This window comes from Enterococcus sp. 7F3_DIV0205, assembly GCF_002141365.2.
Taxonomy (GTDB): Bacteria; Bacillota; Bacilli; order Lactobacillales; family Enterococcaceae; genus Enterococcus_L; species Enterococcus_L palustris.
On record NZ_CP147244.1, the window covers coordinates 2,070,648 to 2,089,831 of the forward strand.

Genomic DNA, 19,184 nt, shown 5'->3' on the forward strand with positions numbered 1-19,184 from the left:
CTTCTCTTCCCCACTTTCAAGTAAACTAATGCTATTAAAAAATGGAACATATATCATCTTCTAGCTTCCATAAGCAAACGCTTGCATTTATAATACAAGTAGCAAAGAAATTAATTAGGAGGTAATAACTATGCTAAATTTTGACATTTCAACAATGAGGAAGAATATACGTGAAATTGACGAAAAGCGTGATGCAGGGTTAACTGAACCAGATTCACTAGAAAAAATCAGAAACTTATCTTATGGACCTTATGGTATTGAGAATACTTTTGATATCTACTATCCAAAAAACACTGACCAATGTCTACCGACAATCGTCAATATTCATGGCGGTGGTTTCTTCTACGGTGATAAAGAACTTTACCGCTTTTATACAATGTATTTAGCAACACAAGGATTTACCGTGGTAAACTTCAATTATCGATTAGCCCCAGATCATCAATATCCCGCACCTTTGGAAGATATTAATGCTTTGATGAATTGGTTGATGCTACATGGTGAAAAATATTATGTCGATTTAGATCGGCTCTTCTTGGTTGGTGATAGCGCTGGCGGTCAGTTAGTTGAACAATATGCAGTGCTCATCAGTAATACTGCCTACGCGCAAAAATTTCCATTTGAAATAGCCTCTGTCCAATTTAAAGCTGTCGCCCTGAATTGTGGTGCCTATTTTATTGGTCAAAACAGCGCAATCAATCAAGATTTTCCATTTTACTTTGGCGAAACAGTGACGCCTGCACTTGAAGCACAATTTCCAGTTGAAAGCTATATTACGGCTGATTTCCCACCCGCTTTTGTTGCAACAGCTTCACATGATTTTCTAAAAGATGCTGCGCAACCCTTTGCTGACTTATTGATAGCCAAGGGGATCGAAACAACCTGTAAAATTTATGCTAATCAAGATCATACTGAGCTTGGACATGTTTTTCATCTCAATCAAAAAAGTGAGATCGCTACACAGTGTAACGAAGACGAAATTACTTTTTTCAAGCGTTTTTTTTAAGTTGAAATATTGATAGGATACTCGGAGGGTTGAACAATGTATTATTTAAGTATTGACATTGGCGGAACTTATATCAAATATGGACTGATCGATCGGGCTGGAAATTTTATCCAAACATGGCGCCAACCAACACCCAAAACGTTGGAATCGTTCAAAAAAATGATAGTTTCTCAATTAGAAACACAACAAGGAAAAATAAAAGGAATCGCCATGAGTTGTCCGGGCAGAATCGATTCAGCTAAAGGCTATGTTCACACAGGTGGTGCTTTGCTATTTCTTTATGATTTCCCTATGAAAGAGTGGATTGCTAGTGTTAGTGACTTGCCATTTGCGGTAATCAATGACGGAAAAGCAGCAGCTTTAGCCGAATGGTGGATTGGTAATTTGAAAGATGTTAGAAACGGTGCAGCAGTCGTTTTAGGAACTGGTATTGGTGGTGGATTGATTCTAGATAATCATTTACACCAAGGACCTAATTTTCAAGCGGGTGAACTTAGCTTTCTAATTCGACAGTCACCGAATCCCAAACAACCACAACTCTTTGGTTTTCATGGATCAGCTGTAAAATTCATGGCGGAAGCTGCTTCTATTATAGACGTTTCAAAAGAAGATCACATAGCTGTTTTTAAGGCTATATCAAATCAAACCTCAATTGCTTTGACTAGCCTATTTGAAAATTATTGTCGGGATATCGCGATTCTTCTAATTGATATGCAGGTCTTACTAGACTTAGAAAAAATCGTGATCGGCGGTGGAATCAGTGCGCAAGATAGTTTGATCAAAATGATTAAAACCCAATATTCCAATCTTAGACAAGATGAAACCCTGCTGGGTCAAACTTTTTCCCCACTTATTATCGAAGCTTGTGCCTTCCAAAACTCTGCAAATTTATTAGGTGCTTTGTACCAACTGTTTGTTGAGCTTGATGAAACGCTTGGTTAATACAAATAGGAGCTGCTAGTATGAAGTTGAGTGATTCATACTAGTAGCTCCTATTTATGTTTTATAAGTCGATTTTTATTTGTTTCTTGATAGTTACCCTACTCTGTAACACCCTTTGGATCATCATAAACAAACAAGCCACAATTATTGGAATATAATTTAGCCTTACTGACTTTTCTTTCACGCCTAAAACTCTCTTTACAAATTAAAACGAATTGATTCTTTATTTTTACATTTGCTAGTATAGTATAAACAATTGCGTGAAAATCCCGAATATTAGCAATTTCTTAGGAAAGTTCAACCATTACTCCGTATTCTCTGTCCATGATTTAAACGAACGGACAGAACATTGGGAAGCAACTAACTTCAGACGGATAAATTGATTCCTAATAATAAACTTCATCAAGAAAAAGTCCTTGAGAAGGAACCGTCATTCCAGCATCACTTCTGACTTTGCGTTCAAATATTTCATCAATTGTTTCTATATCCATCGTTCCACTGCCAATTTCTAAAAGAGTCCCCATAATGATTCGCACCATTTTATACAAAAATCCATTACCAACAAAGGTAAAATGCAGCATATCCCCCTCTTTTTGAATTGAAAGCTCATCAATTGTCCGTGTCGTTGATTTTTTCGTCTTTTTAAGAGAAGAAAAGCCAATGAAATCATGTGTTCCAATCAATTTTAGACAAGCCGCATTCATTAATTCAAAATCTAGTTCATCTGAATAATGAAAACTATAGTTACGTTCAAATGCAGAAGGAACTCCAGCATTCCAAATATAATAACTATATTTTTTCCCAGTTGCATTATATCGAGCATGAAATCTTTCAGGAACTTCCTCTACTTTTTTTATGACGATATCACGGGGGAGATAACGATTTAAAAATTCAAGCATCTCAGGCAAACTTGTGGCAGCACTTGTTTTAAAATTAGCGATTTGTCCTCTGGCATGTGTTCCTGCATCGGTTCTACCTGAACCGATAATTTCTGTTTTTGTTCCTGTCATTTGTGTCAGAATGTTCTCGATTTTACCTTGAATTGTTTTATCCGAATCACCAAGTCTTTGCCAGCCGGAATATCTCGTACCGTCATATTCAATTGTTAGTTTAATGTTTCTCATATTTTTCTCCTCTTATCAAACATTTTTTGTCATTGAGTCTATCCATAAGGATCACAGTTATTATATCTAATTCTAAGGAATCTGAATACCAGAAATTAGCCGCCTCTCTTTATTTACCGTGACTATGTCTCCCCATTTCAATATACACCAGAGTCGGTAGTAGTAAAAATTCTTTTGTGGCCTCACTATTTTAAACAATCAGATTATTGACATTACATTCATACTGATCTATATTAAACATAGGCATTCATCTATATAAAGGAGGGATATGCATGAATTATGAAAGACTTTCATTGATACTCAAAGCTATGGCTGATCCTAATAGAATGAAAATAATCGATCTTCTTTCATACAGCAGCATGTGCGCTTGTGATGTGTTGAAACATTTTGACTTTACTCAACCAACTCTCTCTCACCATATGAAAGTTCTAGAAAAAGCTGGAATCGTCTCAGTCAATAAGCAAAAACAATGGCATTACTACACCTTACAAGAGGAATTTGTCAGGGAATTTATGAGCGCCATGGCACAATTACTTTCTGATAGCGGCACAGACTGCCTGTGTCAAAAAAAGGAAGATACGGCAACAAAATCAGATGAAACACTAAGGAATCATACCAATAAGGAGAAAATTATTAAATGACTTATGCATTGGAAATAACAGACTTAAAAAAAGTATATGCAACAGGTGTTGAAGCGTTAAAGGGGATTAATTTGGTCGTAGAAGAAGGTGACTTTTATGCACTTTTAGGCCCAAATGGTGCTGGAAAATCAACAACCATCGGAATTATCACCTCTCTTGTTAACAAAACATCAGGAAAAGTAAATGTTTTTGGCTACGATCTTGATAAAGACTTAGTTCTTGCTAAGCAACAAATTGGACTAGTTCCCCAAGAATTCAACTTTAACCCATTTGAAACGGTAGAACAAATCGTTGTCAATCAAGCTGGCTATTATGGAGTTTCACGAAAAGAAGCGTTGAAGCGCAGTGAAAAATATCTAAAACAATCCGATTTATGGGAAAAACGCAATGTACGTGCTCGAATGCTTTCTGGCGGGATGAAACGTCGGTTAATGATTGCTCGTGCTTTGATGCATGAACCAAAACTACTCATCTTAGATGAACCTACAGCAGGCGTAGATATTGAACTAAGACGGGAAATGTGGGATTTTTTAAGAGAATTGAATGCAAATGGCACAACGATTATTCTGACGACTCACTATCTTGAAGAAGCAGAAATGCTCTGCCGCAATATTGGAATCATTCAATCAGGGGAATTGATTGAAAATACGAGCATGAAGTCCCTTCTAGCAAAATTACAGTTCGAAACGTTTATTTTTGATTTGGAGGAATTTGAGAACAAGCCTGAAATCATAGGCTATAAGAATAGTTTTAAAGATGAACGGACACTTGTTGTAGAAGTTGAACGTGATCAAGGAATCAACGAACTGTTTGATCAACTCACAAAACAAGGGATAAAAGTTCTTTCTCTTCGCAACAAATCCAATCGATTGGAAGAGCTGTTTCTAAAAATCACAGAAGAAAAACGTCAAGTGGGGGAAAAAAATGTTTAAGCTATATTTCACGGCCTTAAGAAGCCTTGCAGTAAAAGAAACCAATCGCTATCTGCGAATTTGGGTCCAAACTTTAGTACCACCCGTTATTACTACATCCTTGTATTTTGTTATCTTCGGAAACTTGATTGGCGGACGAATTGGGCAAATGGAAGGATTCTCCTATATGGAATTTATCGTTCCCGGGCTCATCATGATGTCAGTGATTACAAGTTCTTATGCGAACGTCTCTTCTTCATTTTTCTCACAAAAGTTCCAGAAAAATATTGAAGAATTACTTGTTGCCCCAGTTCCAACGCATATCATTATCTGGGGATTTGTCATTGGAGGACTTGGCAGAAGTGTTCTAGTCGGCACATTAGTCACTATTATTTCTTTATTTTTTGTACCGCTTCACGTTTATTCTTGGTCAATTGTGATCATTACACTTCTTATGACTGCTATTTTATTTTCATTGGCAGGTTTGTTAAATGGGATTTTTGCCCAATCATTTGATGATGTATCGATTGTGCCAACTTTTGTTTTACAACCCTTAACGTATCTTGGTGGGGTATTTTATGCGATATCAATGTTGCCGCCGATCTGGCAAGCCATTTCAAAAATCAATCCGATCGTTTATATGATTTCAGGATTTAGATACGGCTTTCTTGGTACGATCGATGTACCGATCATTTTTTCTATGCTCATTTTAGTACTTTTTATCTCAGTACTTTATGCTGTTTGCTGGTATTTGATTGATCGCGGTCGTGGGTTAAGAAGTTAAACTAAAGAGCTGGATTTGAACAAATTTATGTTCAAATCCAGCTCTTTTTAAATGAGTCCGTGATTATTTCCCAATAACCAACCTTCTTGTATACACAGCTTGCCCTGAATGCATCACCGCATCATCAATTGCCGAAACAATTCGCGCTTGACGTGTAACTGCTGGCGTCCAACTTTTGTCGACCACGTCACTAAGACTTTCTTCGGCAAGACTTTCTAAATACGTATTCGTAAATTCAACGCTAGCGTTTAAATAATCTAACAATAATTTTTTATCCTGTACTACGACTTTAGCCGCTTGTTCAGGCGTATGATGCCAATCCTCTGTATCATCAGGTAAATCCAATGCAAATCGCTCATTCCAACCTGATTCTAGCCATAATGGTTTAGTGTTATTAAGTTCTGAAATTTGATAATCAAGTTCACGTGCCGTATGCCAAATAAGCCAAGTAACTGATTTGATCAATGGTGCTGGCATGGTATTTGCCTCATCTAGCTGCATTTGATTAAGGGTATCCTCAAACCGTTCTTCTGCTCGTTTTAAAGTATCCATGGATAGTTGTGTGCTTTTCATTGAAACCTCTCCTTTGGTATTTAAAATGAAAACAAGTTGCATGATATACCTACTAAATACTGTACTACAGAGATTGTGCAACTTCAAATTTCCAAACCTGTTCTTTTAAACAATTGGACTCTTTTCGATAAAGACTGTAACGTACTTGACTAATTTTCCTTTTAAGAATCAATATCAGGATTACCAATTATGCGAATAATAATTGAACACTGGGTATCGTTTTATCAAATATTCGCCCAGCTGTTTCTCTAAATTATTTACCATTTTTGAATCGTCAGATTTTACAGGGATGATTAAAGCATAGGTAGTAAAAGTATTCATTTTAGCATTTAATCGTTCCATTTCTTTTGAGCTATCTTCAGAATCAATCAGAAATTTTAATATTAGCTTTTGAGTTCCTGTACCAAAAACATCAAATTTATCAAACAAATCACCATAACCAGATTTTTTAGAAAATGAGGTTCTTCCAATAGTAACGATCATTCCATTATCTCTAAATGAAACCCAAAGATAGTGATATTTTTCTCTGTCGCCGGACCATTCCATTATTTCTTTTTTTACTTCTTCTTTGTTTACATCAGAAACTAGTATCGGAAGATTATCAGCAATCTTCAATTGGTACAATTTTTCTCTTGTTATCCACTCTTGTATAGATTTTTTAACTTGATTCACGTGCTTCTCTGCTGTCATGTTGTCTTGATATTTTGAAACTTGAATTGCAGCCATTTCGTCTCTTAAACTCCATTGTCTAGGTCGCGTAAACTCTTTTAAGTATTCTTCTCTATTATTCATGTATTCATTCCTTCATCGGATACCTGGCTTTCATTACCAAGCTGATATTTGTATTATAAATGAATCCTACTCCAAAATTTATACTTTCAATCCTGAATCATTATACCTCAAAAATATATCATTAGAACGATTTTACTTACTATTTTCTCTCAAATAACTAATGTATTTATCCCTCGCTATTGGAAAGTGAGGATACTAGTTACTTAATTTGAGGTAATATCTTTTCTGAAAATACCATTTACAAAAACTAACTAAATTAATTTGAAATACAAAAAAAATTTTCGCTTCGTTTTTCATACATCTCATAAAAATAACAAAAAAATGGTGATATGGCAAGGTGATATACATGCTATAATTGCAATACATAAAATCCAATAAAAACGCTCTTGTTTTTATTTTTAATAGTTAAAAATCACGACCAATAAGAGATGCTGATATAATGCATTTTAGATAATTAAATAACACTTCGCTAATTTATTAATTAGCGGGTTTATAATATAACAAATAAAGGAGATTTACATCATGAAAACAAAACACATTTTATCAACAGCAGCTATATTCGCTGGTCTATTTTCAGTAGCCATATTAACAACTCAAACAGCGAATGCACAACCCGCAACTTCAGCATTGACTCAAAAAGCTGAGAACTTAGTAGAAATAGGCTCAGTACAATACGTGCATTACAATGTGCTCAGAGCAAAAATAAAAACGCCTGTGCCTGCTACTAAGTACTATCTATCTCTTGGAACAGAAGCTACACTCCCTATAGCCAAAGCAGTGATACAAAAAGGTAAATATATTGGATTTGACCTTAATCTTGATGATCTAATCACAAAATATCCTAGTGTTACGGATAGAGAAAAACTTTTTGATTCCTTATCTGTACACAGTTATTCTTTAACTGCTAATGTTCCACAAGTAGCAACTAAGTTAACAAATCAAGACCTAAAAAACGAGTTATTGAATTATCACTTTTTAGGTAGCGTTCTTGCAAACGGAAATGTAGGGATAGCATCTAACGTTATCGAAGGAGATGCGTTCAATCAATTCTTTAACAAAACAGAGGTTTCCGGAGATCATCTTTTAGAAGATGGTAGCATAACTACACAGACTGGTGGAATACAATTTGATTTTAAACCAGAAATGAGTAACGGTTATACGTATACTTTAACTGATGCTTCAGGTAAAATTGCTGGAAAAGTATCGCCTTTCATGGAGTACTTATTTGTCCATCCACTAAAAGGAAAGAACTTTTTAGCAAAAGAATATACTATTACTGCAAAATCTAATAAAACTGGTGAAGTTTATATCCTTGCTAAATTCTCACCGATCAATATATTCTAAAACACTACCTTAGTTTATAAACCTGAGCGGGACAATTTTCCTGTCTCCAAACAAAAACGAGTTTAACTTTGATATGTAATATCAAAGTTAAACTCGTTTTTGGCTATTATTGACACTTTTCTCTCCATGTGCTTCCCTAATTTTCTCAAGTTTATGACCCGAGTACTAAGTCACTATAATCTTTGCTCCTTGGTTCCTATGTATATGGAAACGATTGTATGCTCGCTATATTGAAAACTTTTACAATCATTTCCCAGCACATACAACATTCCATCTTACATTTCTCCTCATAAATATACTTTCTCTTTTTCTACTAAAAAAGAGAAAGCTCTAAATATAATGGTTGATCTTTCATGAGTATAAATTATAACTGTCTTATAGTGTTACTATCGTTTTCATACAGAATATTCAACAAACAATATACTTTGAATTTCACATCATTTTTGTATTTTGACCTCGACTGTTTTAATTAAATAGCCATTTTCATCATGGATACTAGTCTTTCCATCTGGTTTTACAAGCATAATTAGCCCTTTGGATAAAAATATCTGTTCGTTTTCTTTTAATTGATAGAATAATTCTCCATCCTTGTCATAGTAATACTTCGTTGGCATTTTACCTGGCAAACTTTTAGATACTTGATAGATATTTTGCATTTTCTCTATCTCAATTTCCGAGCCGTCGTTTGCTTCAATAAGAATCTTACCTTTTTGATTCACTAAACCTTGATCGTGATTCTTTGTGTTAAAAATAGATAAACCAGAATCTGTAAATTTTCTAAACGTATAAATCTCTTTTGTTTGGCTTTCTGTTTCAGAGAAAACCTTCTTTCCAGAACTATTTATAATGGCTGGAAAAGAATCTTCACCCAGTTTTTGAATAGAAAACAACCCATTACCAAGATAAAAAGGGGCTCTTTCGTAACTATCTGGAAACTTTTTGACCACTTCGAATTTTTCACTCATCAAGCCATATTTTTCATCATGCAATTTTCCAATTCTAACTAAAATAGTATCATCTTTCAAAAAGCCGTCAACAACAGAAACACCCTCTTCTGTTTCATCCGCAACTACGGTCACAACTTCACCAGCTTCATTAATGACAAGATCATCACCATATGATGTAGCTAAAGCAAGACCTTTTTCAGAAAAAGATGAAATATGTTTAAACAATAAAGGTTCTTTCTCCTCATAGATTACTTTACCTTCTTGATTGATTAAACCATACTTACCTTCTTCTGTTTTATAAATGGCTGCTGAACGTTGTTCATAAGGAAAAATCTCTGTTATTTCCATTTTCTTTGCTTCTTCTGGCGAAAAAATCAATCCTTTTTTATCATGAACAACGCCATACCCTCCATCGATTTTAACAACAGCTAATGCCGTCTCGATTCCTTCTTTTTCCAGATAATCAAAGCTTTCAATACCTTTTAACAGCATCTTGCCTTCATTATTCATTAACCCTTCGGTATCATCTTTAAAATGAACATAAGCGAAATTATCATTTCTAAAAATAAACTCTGATATATTATCTGGCATATCTTTAGCTTCTTTTACAAGTGTTCCATCACTCAAAATAAGTCCATATTTTTTCAGCTTCGGATCTTCATACCTACCATATTTACTATTTTCAAACGTCCGATTGTGAATTCTAAGTTCTGGATTTTCAGGAAAAATTTGATAACTATCTGTATTAAAATAAAACACATCGTGCATAGTTGTAGTATATTGTAACAATGTACTATTAGAAAACGCATCAATTTCTTTTATTCGTTCTTTTTCTCCATCCATTAAAACGGTCCCATCAACATCCATTAGTCCCATAAAATTGTTGGACATATAAATAATTGGACGCTCAGCTATTGATTTTTCCGCTTTTTTGATCAGTTTTTCTTTATTTCCAGACTGTTCTGCTTCTTCCTTGCTTGTACATCCACTAACAAAAATACTTAAAAAAAGAACTATACCTACAACCAAACTTTTTTTCTTCATTTTTCTCCTCCACTAGCATCATTAAAAAACACACAATACATTTATTTTAACAAACGTTTAGAAAAATCTATCTCACTCTGTTTCGTTATTGAACACTTTAAACACTATATTAACAACTCCATTCTGTAATCTTCAACACCTAATTCTGCATTCACTATCGGTCCTTCAACGATAATAAAACCGCATTTTTGATAAAATATTTTTGCATTCGTTCGAGCATTCACACAAATTTTGTCATATCCTCGACTTTTTAAATCTGTTAACAAAAACTCTACTAATCGTTTTCCAAGTCCTAATCTCTGAAATTTTTTGTTTACTGCAAATGCTGTCAACTGCGCAACAAAAGGTTCTTTCTCGAAAAAACTAAGTGTACCAATTAATTCCTCATCTTTAAAGACTCCATAAAAATCATTTTCTTTTTCCAAGTCTAAATTTTCATCATAAATGGATTTCTGAATCGGTATCCTAAGTAGATTATTTCGCAACGCCAAAGAATTTTTATAAATTTTTGAATCTGCACTTTTATACTTTTTAAACTTAAACATACTTACTCACCTGCTACCTTCCAAAAAATACCCCTACTTATGATACGATTCCCCATATTGATTTAAATAATTCGCAATGGCTTGATAGCCTTCACTTGATGCATACCTACATACTATTTAGCTCTTTCTATTAAATATGGCTCCTCACTCTTCTAACATAGCTCTATCAAGTCACAGTTGTTTATTTTTCTATTCGGAATTCCTGCGGTGATTTTCCAACAAGTCGTTTAAAAGCTTTCGAAAAAGTAAATTGATCTTTATAACCAACCAGTCCAGCAATACTTTGCAAAGAATACTTGGTATCTTTTAGAAGCTCCTTCGCTGTATCTACTCGTAAATTTAATAAATACTGTTGCGGGCTGATCTCAGCAAATTTTTTAAAAATCGTATATAAGTAACTACGCGATAAATGTAATGCTGCACCAACATCCGTTACATTATAACCTTCTATTAGATTTTCTTTCATTAATTTTATGGCTTGCTCAAAATGTTCATACGAGCTAGTATTGACCTGATCTTTTTTTGAAGGATACTCTTGAATTAAATAATGAAACGTTTGAAAAATTCTACTTTGAACTAATAAACGATTACTTAAATTTAACGGAGTATGAAGACTTTGGAATAGTTCTTCAAATTGTTTAGCAAATTGACTAGCTGCTACATCTTTTAAGTAATGCTTTTCCATGATTTGGCTCTGCAGTAAGATATCTCGAATACTACTGCCGGAAAAACCAATCCAACTATATTCCCAGGGTTCTTTGTTGTCCGCTTGGTAAAAACAAGGAACTGCCCTAGGTAAAATAAACACATCTCCAGCTTGTAAATGTGTCATACGATTGCCTGCACTAGCAAAGCTACCTTTCCCTGATAAAATAAAATGCAAAACATAATACTCTCGTGTATTCTTTCCGGAATATGCATAATCAGTAGGCGTTAACTCTCGTCCATAAAACAAAACATTACAGTCAAAATGTTCAATACTAACTTTCTTATATTCATATAACATCAGCTTTCCTCCAGAAATATGTCAAAATGTCTTGCTTACATTATGACATATTTCACCCGCATTTGACCATGTTTTTGCAAGAAAATTCTTGTTATGATTAGTCCATATACAGAAAGCGCTATCAAAATTCTGAACTAGACAAGGAGTAGTTTTATGACCAATTTAATTTTTTTCGATGCCGAACAACAAGTATTTCATTTGAAGAACCAGCAAATCAGCTACCTTTTAGCTGTAGAAGATTTTGGGTTAGTTAGTCACCTCTATTTTGGAAAACAAGTGGACAGTTATCACGGTCAAAGAAAATATCCTCGGGTTGACCGTGGTTTTTCTGGAAACTTAGCAGGTGTTGAAGATCGTCGCTATTCTCAAGATACTTTGTTGAGAGAATACAGTATGGCTGGCGAAGGTGATTATCGAATCCCTGCCGCTAAAATTATGCAGGCAGACGGTAGTTACGCTTTAAACTTTAAATTTACTGGTTTTGAGATGTTTCCTGGTAAACCAAAACTAGTTGGCTTACCTTCTGCTTATGTTGAGGATGATATTGAGGCCGAAACATTAGTTATCACTTCCATCGATGAAATCAGTAAGCTAGAATTAGCGACTTTTTATACAATTTATCGGGACCGCCCAGTAATCGCTCGTTCGACCCAAGTGAGAAATTTAAGTACACAGAATAGTAAAATTCATAAATTAGCTTCGATGCAAGTAGATTTTCCTGATGAAGCATTCTCTGTTATCTCTTTGCCAGGAGCCCATAATCAAGAACGTCAAGTGCAAAAAGAAGCAATTGGTTACGGAATTAAAAAGTTCAGTAGCCGGCGCGGCTCAACAAGTCATCAAATGAACAATTTTATTGCATTGGAAAAAGGTACCGCTGACGAGTTTCAAGGTGAGGTTTTTGGTTTCAACTTAGTTTATTCTGGAAATCATGCATTTGAAATCGAAAAGGATCAAATCGGGCAGATTCGTTTAGTTGCTGGAATCAATGAAGAGGATTTTTCTTGGGAACTTTTATCTGGTGAAACTTTCCAAAGTCCTGAAGTTTTAATGGTTTACTCGGATCAAGGGTTGAATAAAATGAGCCAAACCTATCATGATTTATTAACGAACCGCGTAGCTCGCGGTAACTATCGAAACAAAGAACGAGATATTTTAATCAATAACTGGGAAGCGACATATTTTGACTTTACTGAAGAAAAACTTAGGCCCCTTGTTGACACTGCAGCAGAAGTCGGTATCGAAATGTTTGTGCTGGATGACGGATGGTTTGGTGAACGGGACAGCGATACTAACTCATTAGGAGATTGGTTTGCAGATAAACGTAAATTCCCTAACGGATTAAATCACTTTGCTGATTATGTTCATCAGAAAGGCTTAAAATTTGGTCTGTGGATGGAACCGGAAATGATTTCGATTGACTCTAACTTATATCGCGAACATCCCGATTTTTTAATGAGCTATCCTGAACGGATACCAGCACCTAGTCGTAGTCAACATCTTTTAGATTTAGGACGCAAAGAAGTACGAGAAAATATTCTAACTCAATTATCCGCAATTTTTGATGAAGGATATGTAGATTATGTGAAATGGGACATGAATCGCAGCTTATCTGAGGTTTTCTCACGTCAATTAACTTCTGATAATCAAGGGGAGACTCTTCACCGTTATATCTTAGGTTTATATGAACTATTAGAAACATTGATCACGAAATATCCAGCTATTTTATGGGAAGGCTGTTCTGGCGGCGGCGGACGTTTTGATAGCGGCATTTTACATTATATGCCGCAATCTTGGACAAGTGATGATACTGACGCAGTAGAACGTTTAAAGATACAATACGGTACCTCGCTTGTATATCCACCTTCTTCCTTTACTTCTCATGTGTCAGCAATCCCAAATCATCAAACTGGACGTAATATCTCGTTAAATACGCGAGGAAATACCGCAATGAGTTCAGTCTTTGGCTATGAGTTAGATTTAACAACTTTCACAGCAGAAGAAAAACAAGCAGTCGCTAAGCAAGTGGCTCTTTATAAAGACATTCGTAAGGTAGTGCAATTTGGCAAATTTACTCGTTTGAAAAATCCTTTTATTAGCAATGAATGTGCATGGCAATTTATTTCCCAAGAGCAGACTGAGGTTTTAGTTTTTGCTTTTAAAATCTTAACCCAAGGTCAGGAGCCATTCAGCTTATTAAAATTAACTGATTTGGATCCCACTAAGCATTACAAAACAGAGAATGGTACTATTTTTGGTGGTGATGAATTAATGAACCTTGGCTTTTATTTACCACAACAAACCGAAGATTTTTCTTCATGGATGTATCGCTTTACGCGTATTGATTGATAGGAGTGAGAAAAATGAAGCTATTCAAAAATAAATGGCTGCTGGTAACTGGGCTAGTCTTTGTAACATTTAGCCTAATCGCTTGTGATAATTCTAAAACGGGTACTAGCGACAAAGTCACCATCGAATATTTTAACCAGAAAAAAGAAATGTCCCAAGTTATTCAAGAAATTGCAAAAGATTTTGAAGCAGAGAACCCAAAAATTCATGTTGAAGTCATTGATGTCCCTAATGCTGGTGAAGTCATCAAAACTCGCGTGCTAGCAGGCGATGTCCCTGATGTGATCAACCTCTATCCTCAAAGTATCGAGCTGCAGGAATGGGCTAAAGCTGGCTATCTGGAAGATCTGACTAATGAGCCTTATCTAGAAAATATCAAAAATAATTATGCCCAACGCTTTGCTGTTAACGATAAAGTCTACAGTATTCCTTTAACTGCTAATGTTTATGGTTTTTATTACAATAAAACGGCTTTTGATAAAATGAACTTAACTGCTCCAAAAACGTGGTCAGAATTCCAAAAATTAACTACTGATATCGAAAAACAAGGAAAAGTCCCTTTTGCAATTGCAGGTACAGAAGGGTGGACCTTAAACGGTTATCACCAATTAGCGTTAGCTACAGTTGCTGGTGGCGGAACAGAAGCCAATGATATCTGGCGCTTTTCAAAAATTAATGGTATTTCCGCGGATGATCCCAATATGCAAGGAGATTTCAATCGACTGGATTTATTAAGAAAATCAGGTGCCATGCAAAAAAACTGGCAAGGTGCTAGCTACAACGACACTGTTGTAACGTTTACTAAAGGTGATGCTTTGATCATGCCTAACGGATCATGGGCAATGCCCATGATCAATTCACAAAATCCTGACTTTGAAGTAGCGACTTTTCCATTTCCAGCTGATAAGGCTGACAAAAGCTTAACAATCGGTGCTGGTGATTTAGCCTTGTCAATTTCAGCAACTTCTGATCATAAAAAAGAAGCGCGACAATTTATCGAATACATGTCCACGCCAAAAGCAATGCAAAAATATTATGATGCAGATGGTTCTCCTTGTGCTGTAAAAGGTGTTATTGAACATAATGCTGATTCCCCATTGAACGGTTTAACAAATTTAGCCTTTACTGATCGTCATTTAGTTTGGTTGGCAAAAGACTGGAACAGTGAAAATGATTTCTATACCTTAACAATAAATTATTTGCACAATGGCAACAAAAAAGTAATGGTTGATGCACTAAATGCTTTTTTCAATCCAATGAAAGCAGATGGAAAGTAGGAAGTTTAATGAAAATAAAAGACATTTTAAATCGTTATTGGGCAGTAATTTTCGTGGTGATTCCAATTGTTTTGCAAATCATCTTCTTTTACTTCCCTATGATTCAAGGAGCTTTTTATAGCTTGACCAACTGGACTGGACTGACGTATAACTTTGAGTTTGTCGGATTAAACAATTATAAGATTCTTTTTTCCGATCCAAAATTTGTTAAATCAATAGCTTTCACACTTATCGTGACAATTTGCATGATCGTCGGCCAAATCGGCTTTGGCATTTTAATCGCTCGTGCTTTAAATGCCAATATTAAAGGAAAAACATTTTTTAGAGCATGGTTCTTTTTCCCAGCTGTTCTATCCGGTATTGTCGTCTCTTTAGTATTCAAACAAATTTTCAATTATGGTTTACCAACACTGGGCAAAGCTTTAGGAATTGAATTCCTCCAAACGAGCCTTTTAGGAACCACTTTTGGAGCAACCTTTGCCGTAATTTTTGTCCTTTTATGGCAGGGAATTGCTATGCCGGTAATCATTTTTTTAGCTGGCTTTCAAAGTATTCCTCAAGAAATCATTGAAGCAGGACGTATGGATGGCGCCAATAATAAACAAATTTTTTGGAACATTGAAATTATCTACCTTTTACCAAGTATCTCAATGGTTTTCATAATGGCATTAAAAGGCGGTCTGACTGCCTTTGACCAAATTTTCGCTTTAACTGGCGGCGGGCCAAATGATGCTACCACCACTCTTGGCTTACTAGTGTATAACTATGCATTTAAAAATAATCAATTTGGTTACGCTAATGCCATCGCTCTTGTCCTATTTGTCTTGATCAGCATTATTTCGTTAGCCCAACTGAAACTATCGAAAAAATTTGAAATTTAGGAGGTTTTACAATGAAAACACCGAAAGAAAAAAATATTCCCAAATACTTGCTATTGTTGTTAGGGGGCTTCATGATCTTAGTTCCATTATTAGCAACACTTTTCAGTTCATTTAAAACCACTCCGGATATTATGAATAATTTTTTTCATCTGCCAGATCCGGCAACTCTTGATAATTTCAGACAACTTTTAAAAGATGGGATCGGTCATTACTTTTGGAATTCAGCAATCATCACAATAGCTGCATTGCTTGTTGTTACCACAATTATTCCCATGGCAGCTTATTCACTAGCACGCAAGATGTCCAAAACTAAGGCATACGGGTTGATGTATATCTTTTTGATTTTAGGTATTTTCGTTCCTTTCCAAGTTATAATGATTCCGATCACCGTAATGATGAGCCGCATTGGTCTAGCAAATATGTGGGGACTGATCTTGTTGTATTTGACTTACGCAATCCCTCAAACACTATTTTTATATGTTGGTTTTATTAAATTAAATATCCCTATCAGTTTAGACGAAGCAGCTGAAATTGATGGTGCCAGCCGATTCATGACTTATTTCAAAATCATTTTTCCAATGCTAAAACCGATGCACGCAACAACGATCATTATCAATGCATTATGGTTCTGGAATGATTTCATGCTGCCACTACTGATTTTGAATCGCGATTCCAATATGTGGACCTTACCGTTATTCCAGTACAATTATACAGGCCAATACTTCAATGATTACGGTCCAAGCTTCGCCTCATATACAGTTGGGATCATTACCATCACATTAGTTTATCTTGTTTTCCAAAGAAATATTATCGCAGGAATGAGTAATGGTGCCGTAAAATAAATGAATTTGTTCGGTACTCCACTTGACTAATCGTAGGAATAAGGACCAGACAAACGTCCATTAGGACTATCGACCTCACCAAACAGAATGAAAATAAAGAAATCGACCTACAAGCTATTTCCTGTCATATTAGAGATGATAGAAGCGACTTGTAGGTCGATTACTTCAGTATTCGACCATGATTCAGATTGAATCGTTATTTTTCATTTTTGAATCATTTTCTTCTCCTTTTTCTATCCATGATAGTTAATTAATTCAGGGATAACTGTCGTAATGACTAAACACGCTAAACGAATCCATAACCTCATTTACTCTCGCCCCTCTCTTATTGCCGCTACTATTTGCATCATACAGTGACAAACCAATTCTAAAAATTCCTCTTTGGTCATTCAGCTCCATCCTTCATTGGTAAAAGTTTGGAATAGAGTCGTGTATTATTCTTTAATAAACCTTTGATATACGTGGTTTGGCTCGTAACATCAGTAAGAAAATACACAACATATTCATTGTCTTGATCATCTACATATAAATATAAATGGGTCATTACTAGTTTTGGTAATTGTTTTTTGGCTCCTTCTGGAAGAGTCGCTTCGTCTAGTTCTTCTCTCTCCAGTGTGACAGATTCATAGCTCCATTCCTCTTTTACTGTTACAAGATGCGTGTGTTTTTGTAAAATGTTCATTGCTTCATTTAACATGGCTTTTTCCTTTCTATGGTATAAAAATAACCTTATGAGCTTCCCTCATAAGACTTCCTTACTTACTATCAGTTATATAACCTTCTGCTTTCATAGATAAATAGTTTCCATCACTAGCAATTATCAAATGATCCTGTAAATTGATTTGAAGCAATCGACAGGCTTTTCCTCACTTCGCAGTAAATTCAATATCTGCTAATGAAGCGGTCACGCTACCTGAAGGATGACTATGCCCGACACAAATAGAAACACTATTTGATCAGAGCGCCATCTTTAAGATATCTCTAGGAAAAGCGAGTGACTGATTGATGGTTCCTATATGAACAACTTGAATAGCTGTTGGTTCATTTTTTATGTTTAAACCAGCGACCACCAAATGTTCCCGGTCTTTTGTTTCAATAAACGGGGCGAATAACTCGTAGACTGCTTGTGGACTAGTACAGGTTCTAGCGGCGTAAAAAGTGGAGGCTTCTTTCACCAGTTCAAGACTGACAATAGCTACACGCTTTCTCGGTTGATTTGTTTTCATGTCTTTCTCCTTTTTGATTGTTGTGGTTGGCTCCTAGAAAAATGCCAACTAATAGTCTTCTGGTAATAACATCGTTTGATGACTACCATCATCGATCGCCCATAATTTTTTAATTTGGAAATCAGCTATCTTTTCCTTTATGGTGTAGATATGATGATCAATGAAAAATGGTTCTTCTTGTCGATGAATCACTTCAATTGCCTGGCGTTGGTTATCTGGATTGAACTCAAAGATTTGCAAGTAGTCTAATTCTGTTTCAGGTTCACTTCTTTTTTTGTCGATTAATTTCCAGCAATATAATTGGATTTCTTTTGGTACTTGTTCGTTCACTCCCATCGTGATGTAACGATTTTCTTTGTTATCAAACTTTTTATTCCCTCCTTAAAACACAAAAATAGACCAACCACCATTTAAGATGATTGATCTTCGTAGATATAATATATAGTTGTTTTTGAGTTAGATACATCAGTTTACCTTCATGATACTATTATAAATTGGTTTCACTCTTCTCAGATGTAACACTCATCTACAAGTTATCTTTTCCTATACGATTGGTATAGGGAAGTTTCATTTTATATTGTTTTCAAGTATTCTATTTCTTCATCTGACCATCTTTCATGAAGCTTTTTCTTCAATTCATCAGACAATTCAAATATGTCTAGCCACTCAGAACTTTGTCTTACACTATCAATATTCCACAAATCTGTATTATCAATATTCAATATTTTTTTTCTGAGAAGATAGGCCTTTTCTTCAATCTCTTCATCAATTAATCCATTCTCTTTCAGCTCAATTAAATTATTTTTACTGAAAAAAGAAGTAACACCCACAATTAAATCTTCAAAAATAAATGTTTCTATTTCTTTATCAGATAAATTTAAAATAAACAGGCCACTTTTATTCAAAGTATCTATAAACCAATCAAACTTTCCACCTAAAGATAGTTTTTTCAA

At 35.1% G+C, this 19,184-nt stretch carries 19 protein-coding genes and 1 pseudogene; 10 read left to right on the forward strand and 10 right to left on the reverse strand.

From position 1 onward, the window contains the following. The first annotated feature begins 130 nt into the window (after positions 1-130). Positions 131-1,003: an alpha/beta hydrolase gene (locus A5821_RS09870; protein ID WP_086314410.1), complete on the forward strand. Its 873-nt coding sequence runs from the start codon at positions 131-133 to the stop codon at positions 1,001-1,003. A 36-nt stretch (positions 1,004-1,039) separates the two neighbouring features. Beyond that, complete coding sequence (locus A5821_RS09875) at positions 1,040-1,945, forward strand: ROK family protein (protein ID WP_086314411.1); 906 nt, start codon at positions 1,040-1,042, stop codon at positions 1,943-1,945. A 386-nt stretch (positions 1,946-2,331) separates the two neighbouring features. On the opposite strand, the gene truA is transcribed toward A5821_RS09875, so the two are convergent. Next, positions 2,332-3,069, reverse strand: a complete 738-nt coding sequence (gene truA, locus A5821_RS09880; RefSeq protein ID WP_086314412.1) for a tRNA pseudouridine(38-40) synthase TruA — start codon at positions 3,067-3,069, stop codon at positions 2,332-2,334. Positions 3,070-3,341: 272 nt separating this feature from the next. Here truA and A5821_RS09885 point away from each other — a divergent pair, with 272 nt between their 5' ends. From A5821_RS09885 to A5821_RS09895, 3 genes are read left to right on the forward strand one after another with little or no spacing between them, the layout of a single operon-like run. After that, a complete protein-coding gene (locus A5821_RS09885; protein ID WP_086314413.1) occupies positions 3,342-3,710 on the forward strand; it encodes an ArsR/SmtB family transcription factor in 369 nt (122 codons plus the stop codon). Next, complete coding sequence (locus A5821_RS09890) at positions 3,707-4,642, forward strand: ABC transporter ATP-binding protein (protein ID WP_086314414.1); 936 nt, start codon at positions 3,707-3,709, stop codon at positions 4,640-4,642. Before A5821_RS09885 ends, A5821_RS09890 begins: the two co-directional genes overlap by 4 nt. After that, positions 4,635-5,405, forward strand: a complete 771-nt coding sequence (locus A5821_RS09895) for an ABC transporter permease (protein WP_086314415.1) — start codon at positions 4,635-4,637, stop codon at positions 5,403-5,405. Before A5821_RS09890 ends, A5821_RS09895 begins: the two co-directional genes overlap by 8 nt. Before the next feature lie 63 nt (positions 5,406-5,468). Here A5821_RS09895 and A5821_RS09900 read toward each other — a convergent pair whose 3' ends face one another. Both A5821_RS09900 and A5821_RS09905 read right to left on the reverse strand, forming a co-directional pair. Continuing rightward, on the reverse strand, positions 5,469-5,978 hold the full coding sequence (locus tag A5821_RS09900; protein WP_086314416.1) for a DinB family protein: 510 nt from the start codon (positions 5,976-5,978) through the stop codon (positions 5,469-5,471). A 180-nt stretch (positions 5,979-6,158) separates the two neighbouring features. After that, positions 6,159-6,770 (reverse strand): hypothetical protein, encoded by a 612-nt coding sequence (locus A5821_RS09905; protein WP_086314417.1) that lies wholly within the window; start codon positions 6,768-6,770, stop codon positions 6,159-6,161. Positions 6,771-7,292: 522 nt separating this feature from the next. Here A5821_RS09905 and A5821_RS09910 point away from each other — a divergent pair. Next, complete coding sequence (locus A5821_RS09910) at positions 7,293-8,114, forward strand: hypothetical protein (protein WP_086314418.1); 822 nt, start codon at positions 7,293-7,295, stop codon at positions 8,112-8,114. Positions 8,115-8,551: 437 nt separating this feature from the next. Here A5821_RS09910 and A5821_RS09915 read toward each other — a convergent pair whose 3' ends face one another. The 3 genes from A5821_RS09915 to A5821_RS09925 all read right to left on the reverse strand — a co-directional run bounded on the left by A5821_RS09915 (position 8,552) and on the right by A5821_RS09925 (position 11,656). Beyond that, the gene (locus tag A5821_RS09915) at positions 8,552-10,105 is read right to left on the reverse strand and encodes a hypothetical protein (protein ID WP_086314419.1); all 1,554 of its coding nucleotides are present in this window, start codon (positions 10,103-10,105) and stop codon (positions 8,552-8,554) included. A 104-nt stretch (positions 10,106-10,209) separates the two neighbouring features. Then, on the reverse strand, positions 10,210-10,650 hold the full coding sequence (locus tag A5821_RS09920) for a GNAT family N-acetyltransferase (RefSeq protein ID WP_086314420.1): 441 nt from the start codon (positions 10,648-10,650) through the stop codon (positions 10,210-10,212). Between the two features lie 181 nt (positions 10,651-10,831). Beyond that, the gene (locus A5821_RS09925) at positions 10,832-11,656 is read right to left on the reverse strand and encodes an AraC family ligand binding domain-containing protein (RefSeq protein WP_086314421.1); all 825 of its coding nucleotides are present in this window, start codon (positions 11,654-11,656) and stop codon (positions 10,832-10,834) included. Between the two features lie 153 nt (positions 11,657-11,809). Here A5821_RS09925 and A5821_RS09930 point away from each other — a divergent pair, with 153 nt between their 5' ends. From A5821_RS09930 to A5821_RS09945, 4 genes are read left to right on the forward strand one after another with little or no spacing between them, the layout of a single operon-like run. Continuing rightward, positions 11,810-14,005: an alpha-galactosidase gene (locus A5821_RS09930; RefSeq protein ID WP_086314422.1), complete on the forward strand. Its 2,196-nt coding sequence runs from the start codon at positions 11,810-11,812 to the stop codon at positions 14,003-14,005. Positions 14,006-14,019: 14 nt separating this feature from the next. Beyond that, positions 14,020-15,282: an extracellular solute-binding protein gene (locus tag A5821_RS09935; RefSeq protein WP_086314423.1), complete on the forward strand. Its 1,263-nt coding sequence runs from the start codon at positions 14,020-14,022 to the stop codon at positions 15,280-15,282. A gap of 8 nt (positions 15,283-15,290) precedes the next feature. Next, complete coding sequence (locus A5821_RS09940) at positions 15,291-16,163, forward strand: carbohydrate ABC transporter permease (protein WP_086314424.1); 873 nt, start codon at positions 15,291-15,293, stop codon at positions 16,161-16,163. An 11-nt stretch (positions 16,164-16,174) separates the two neighbouring features. Then, positions 16,175-17,005 carry a carbohydrate ABC transporter permease gene (locus tag A5821_RS09945; RefSeq protein ID WP_086314425.1) on the forward strand — a complete coding sequence of 277 codons (831 nt, stop codon included), beginning with the start codon at positions 16,175-16,177 and terminating at the stop codon, positions 17,003-17,005. 385 nt (positions 17,006-17,390) lie between these two features. Here the strand turns inward: A5821_RS09945 and A5821_RS09950 are convergent, their stop codons facing one another. The 4 genes and pseudogenes from A5821_RS09950 to A5821_RS09965 all read right to left on the reverse strand — a co-directional run bounded on the left by A5821_RS09950 (position 17,391) and on the right by A5821_RS09965 (position 19,184). After that, entirely contained in the window at positions 17,391-17,702 is a 312-nt protein-coding gene (locus A5821_RS09950; protein ID WP_086314426.1) for a hypothetical protein, read from the reverse strand. A gap of 58 nt (positions 17,703-17,760) precedes the next feature. Continuing rightward, positions 17,761-18,231 (reverse strand): annotated as a pseudogene (locus A5821_RS09955) (JAB domain-containing protein). Between the two features lie 48 nt (positions 18,232-18,279). Continuing rightward, a complete protein-coding gene (locus A5821_RS09960; RefSeq protein ID WP_249921863.1) occupies positions 18,280-18,561 on the reverse strand; it encodes a DUF960 family protein in 282 nt (93 codons plus the stop codon). Between the two features lie 242 nt (positions 18,562-18,803). Beyond that, entirely contained in the window at positions 18,804-19,184 is a 381-nt protein-coding gene (locus A5821_RS09965) for a hypothetical protein (RefSeq protein WP_086314428.1), read from the reverse strand.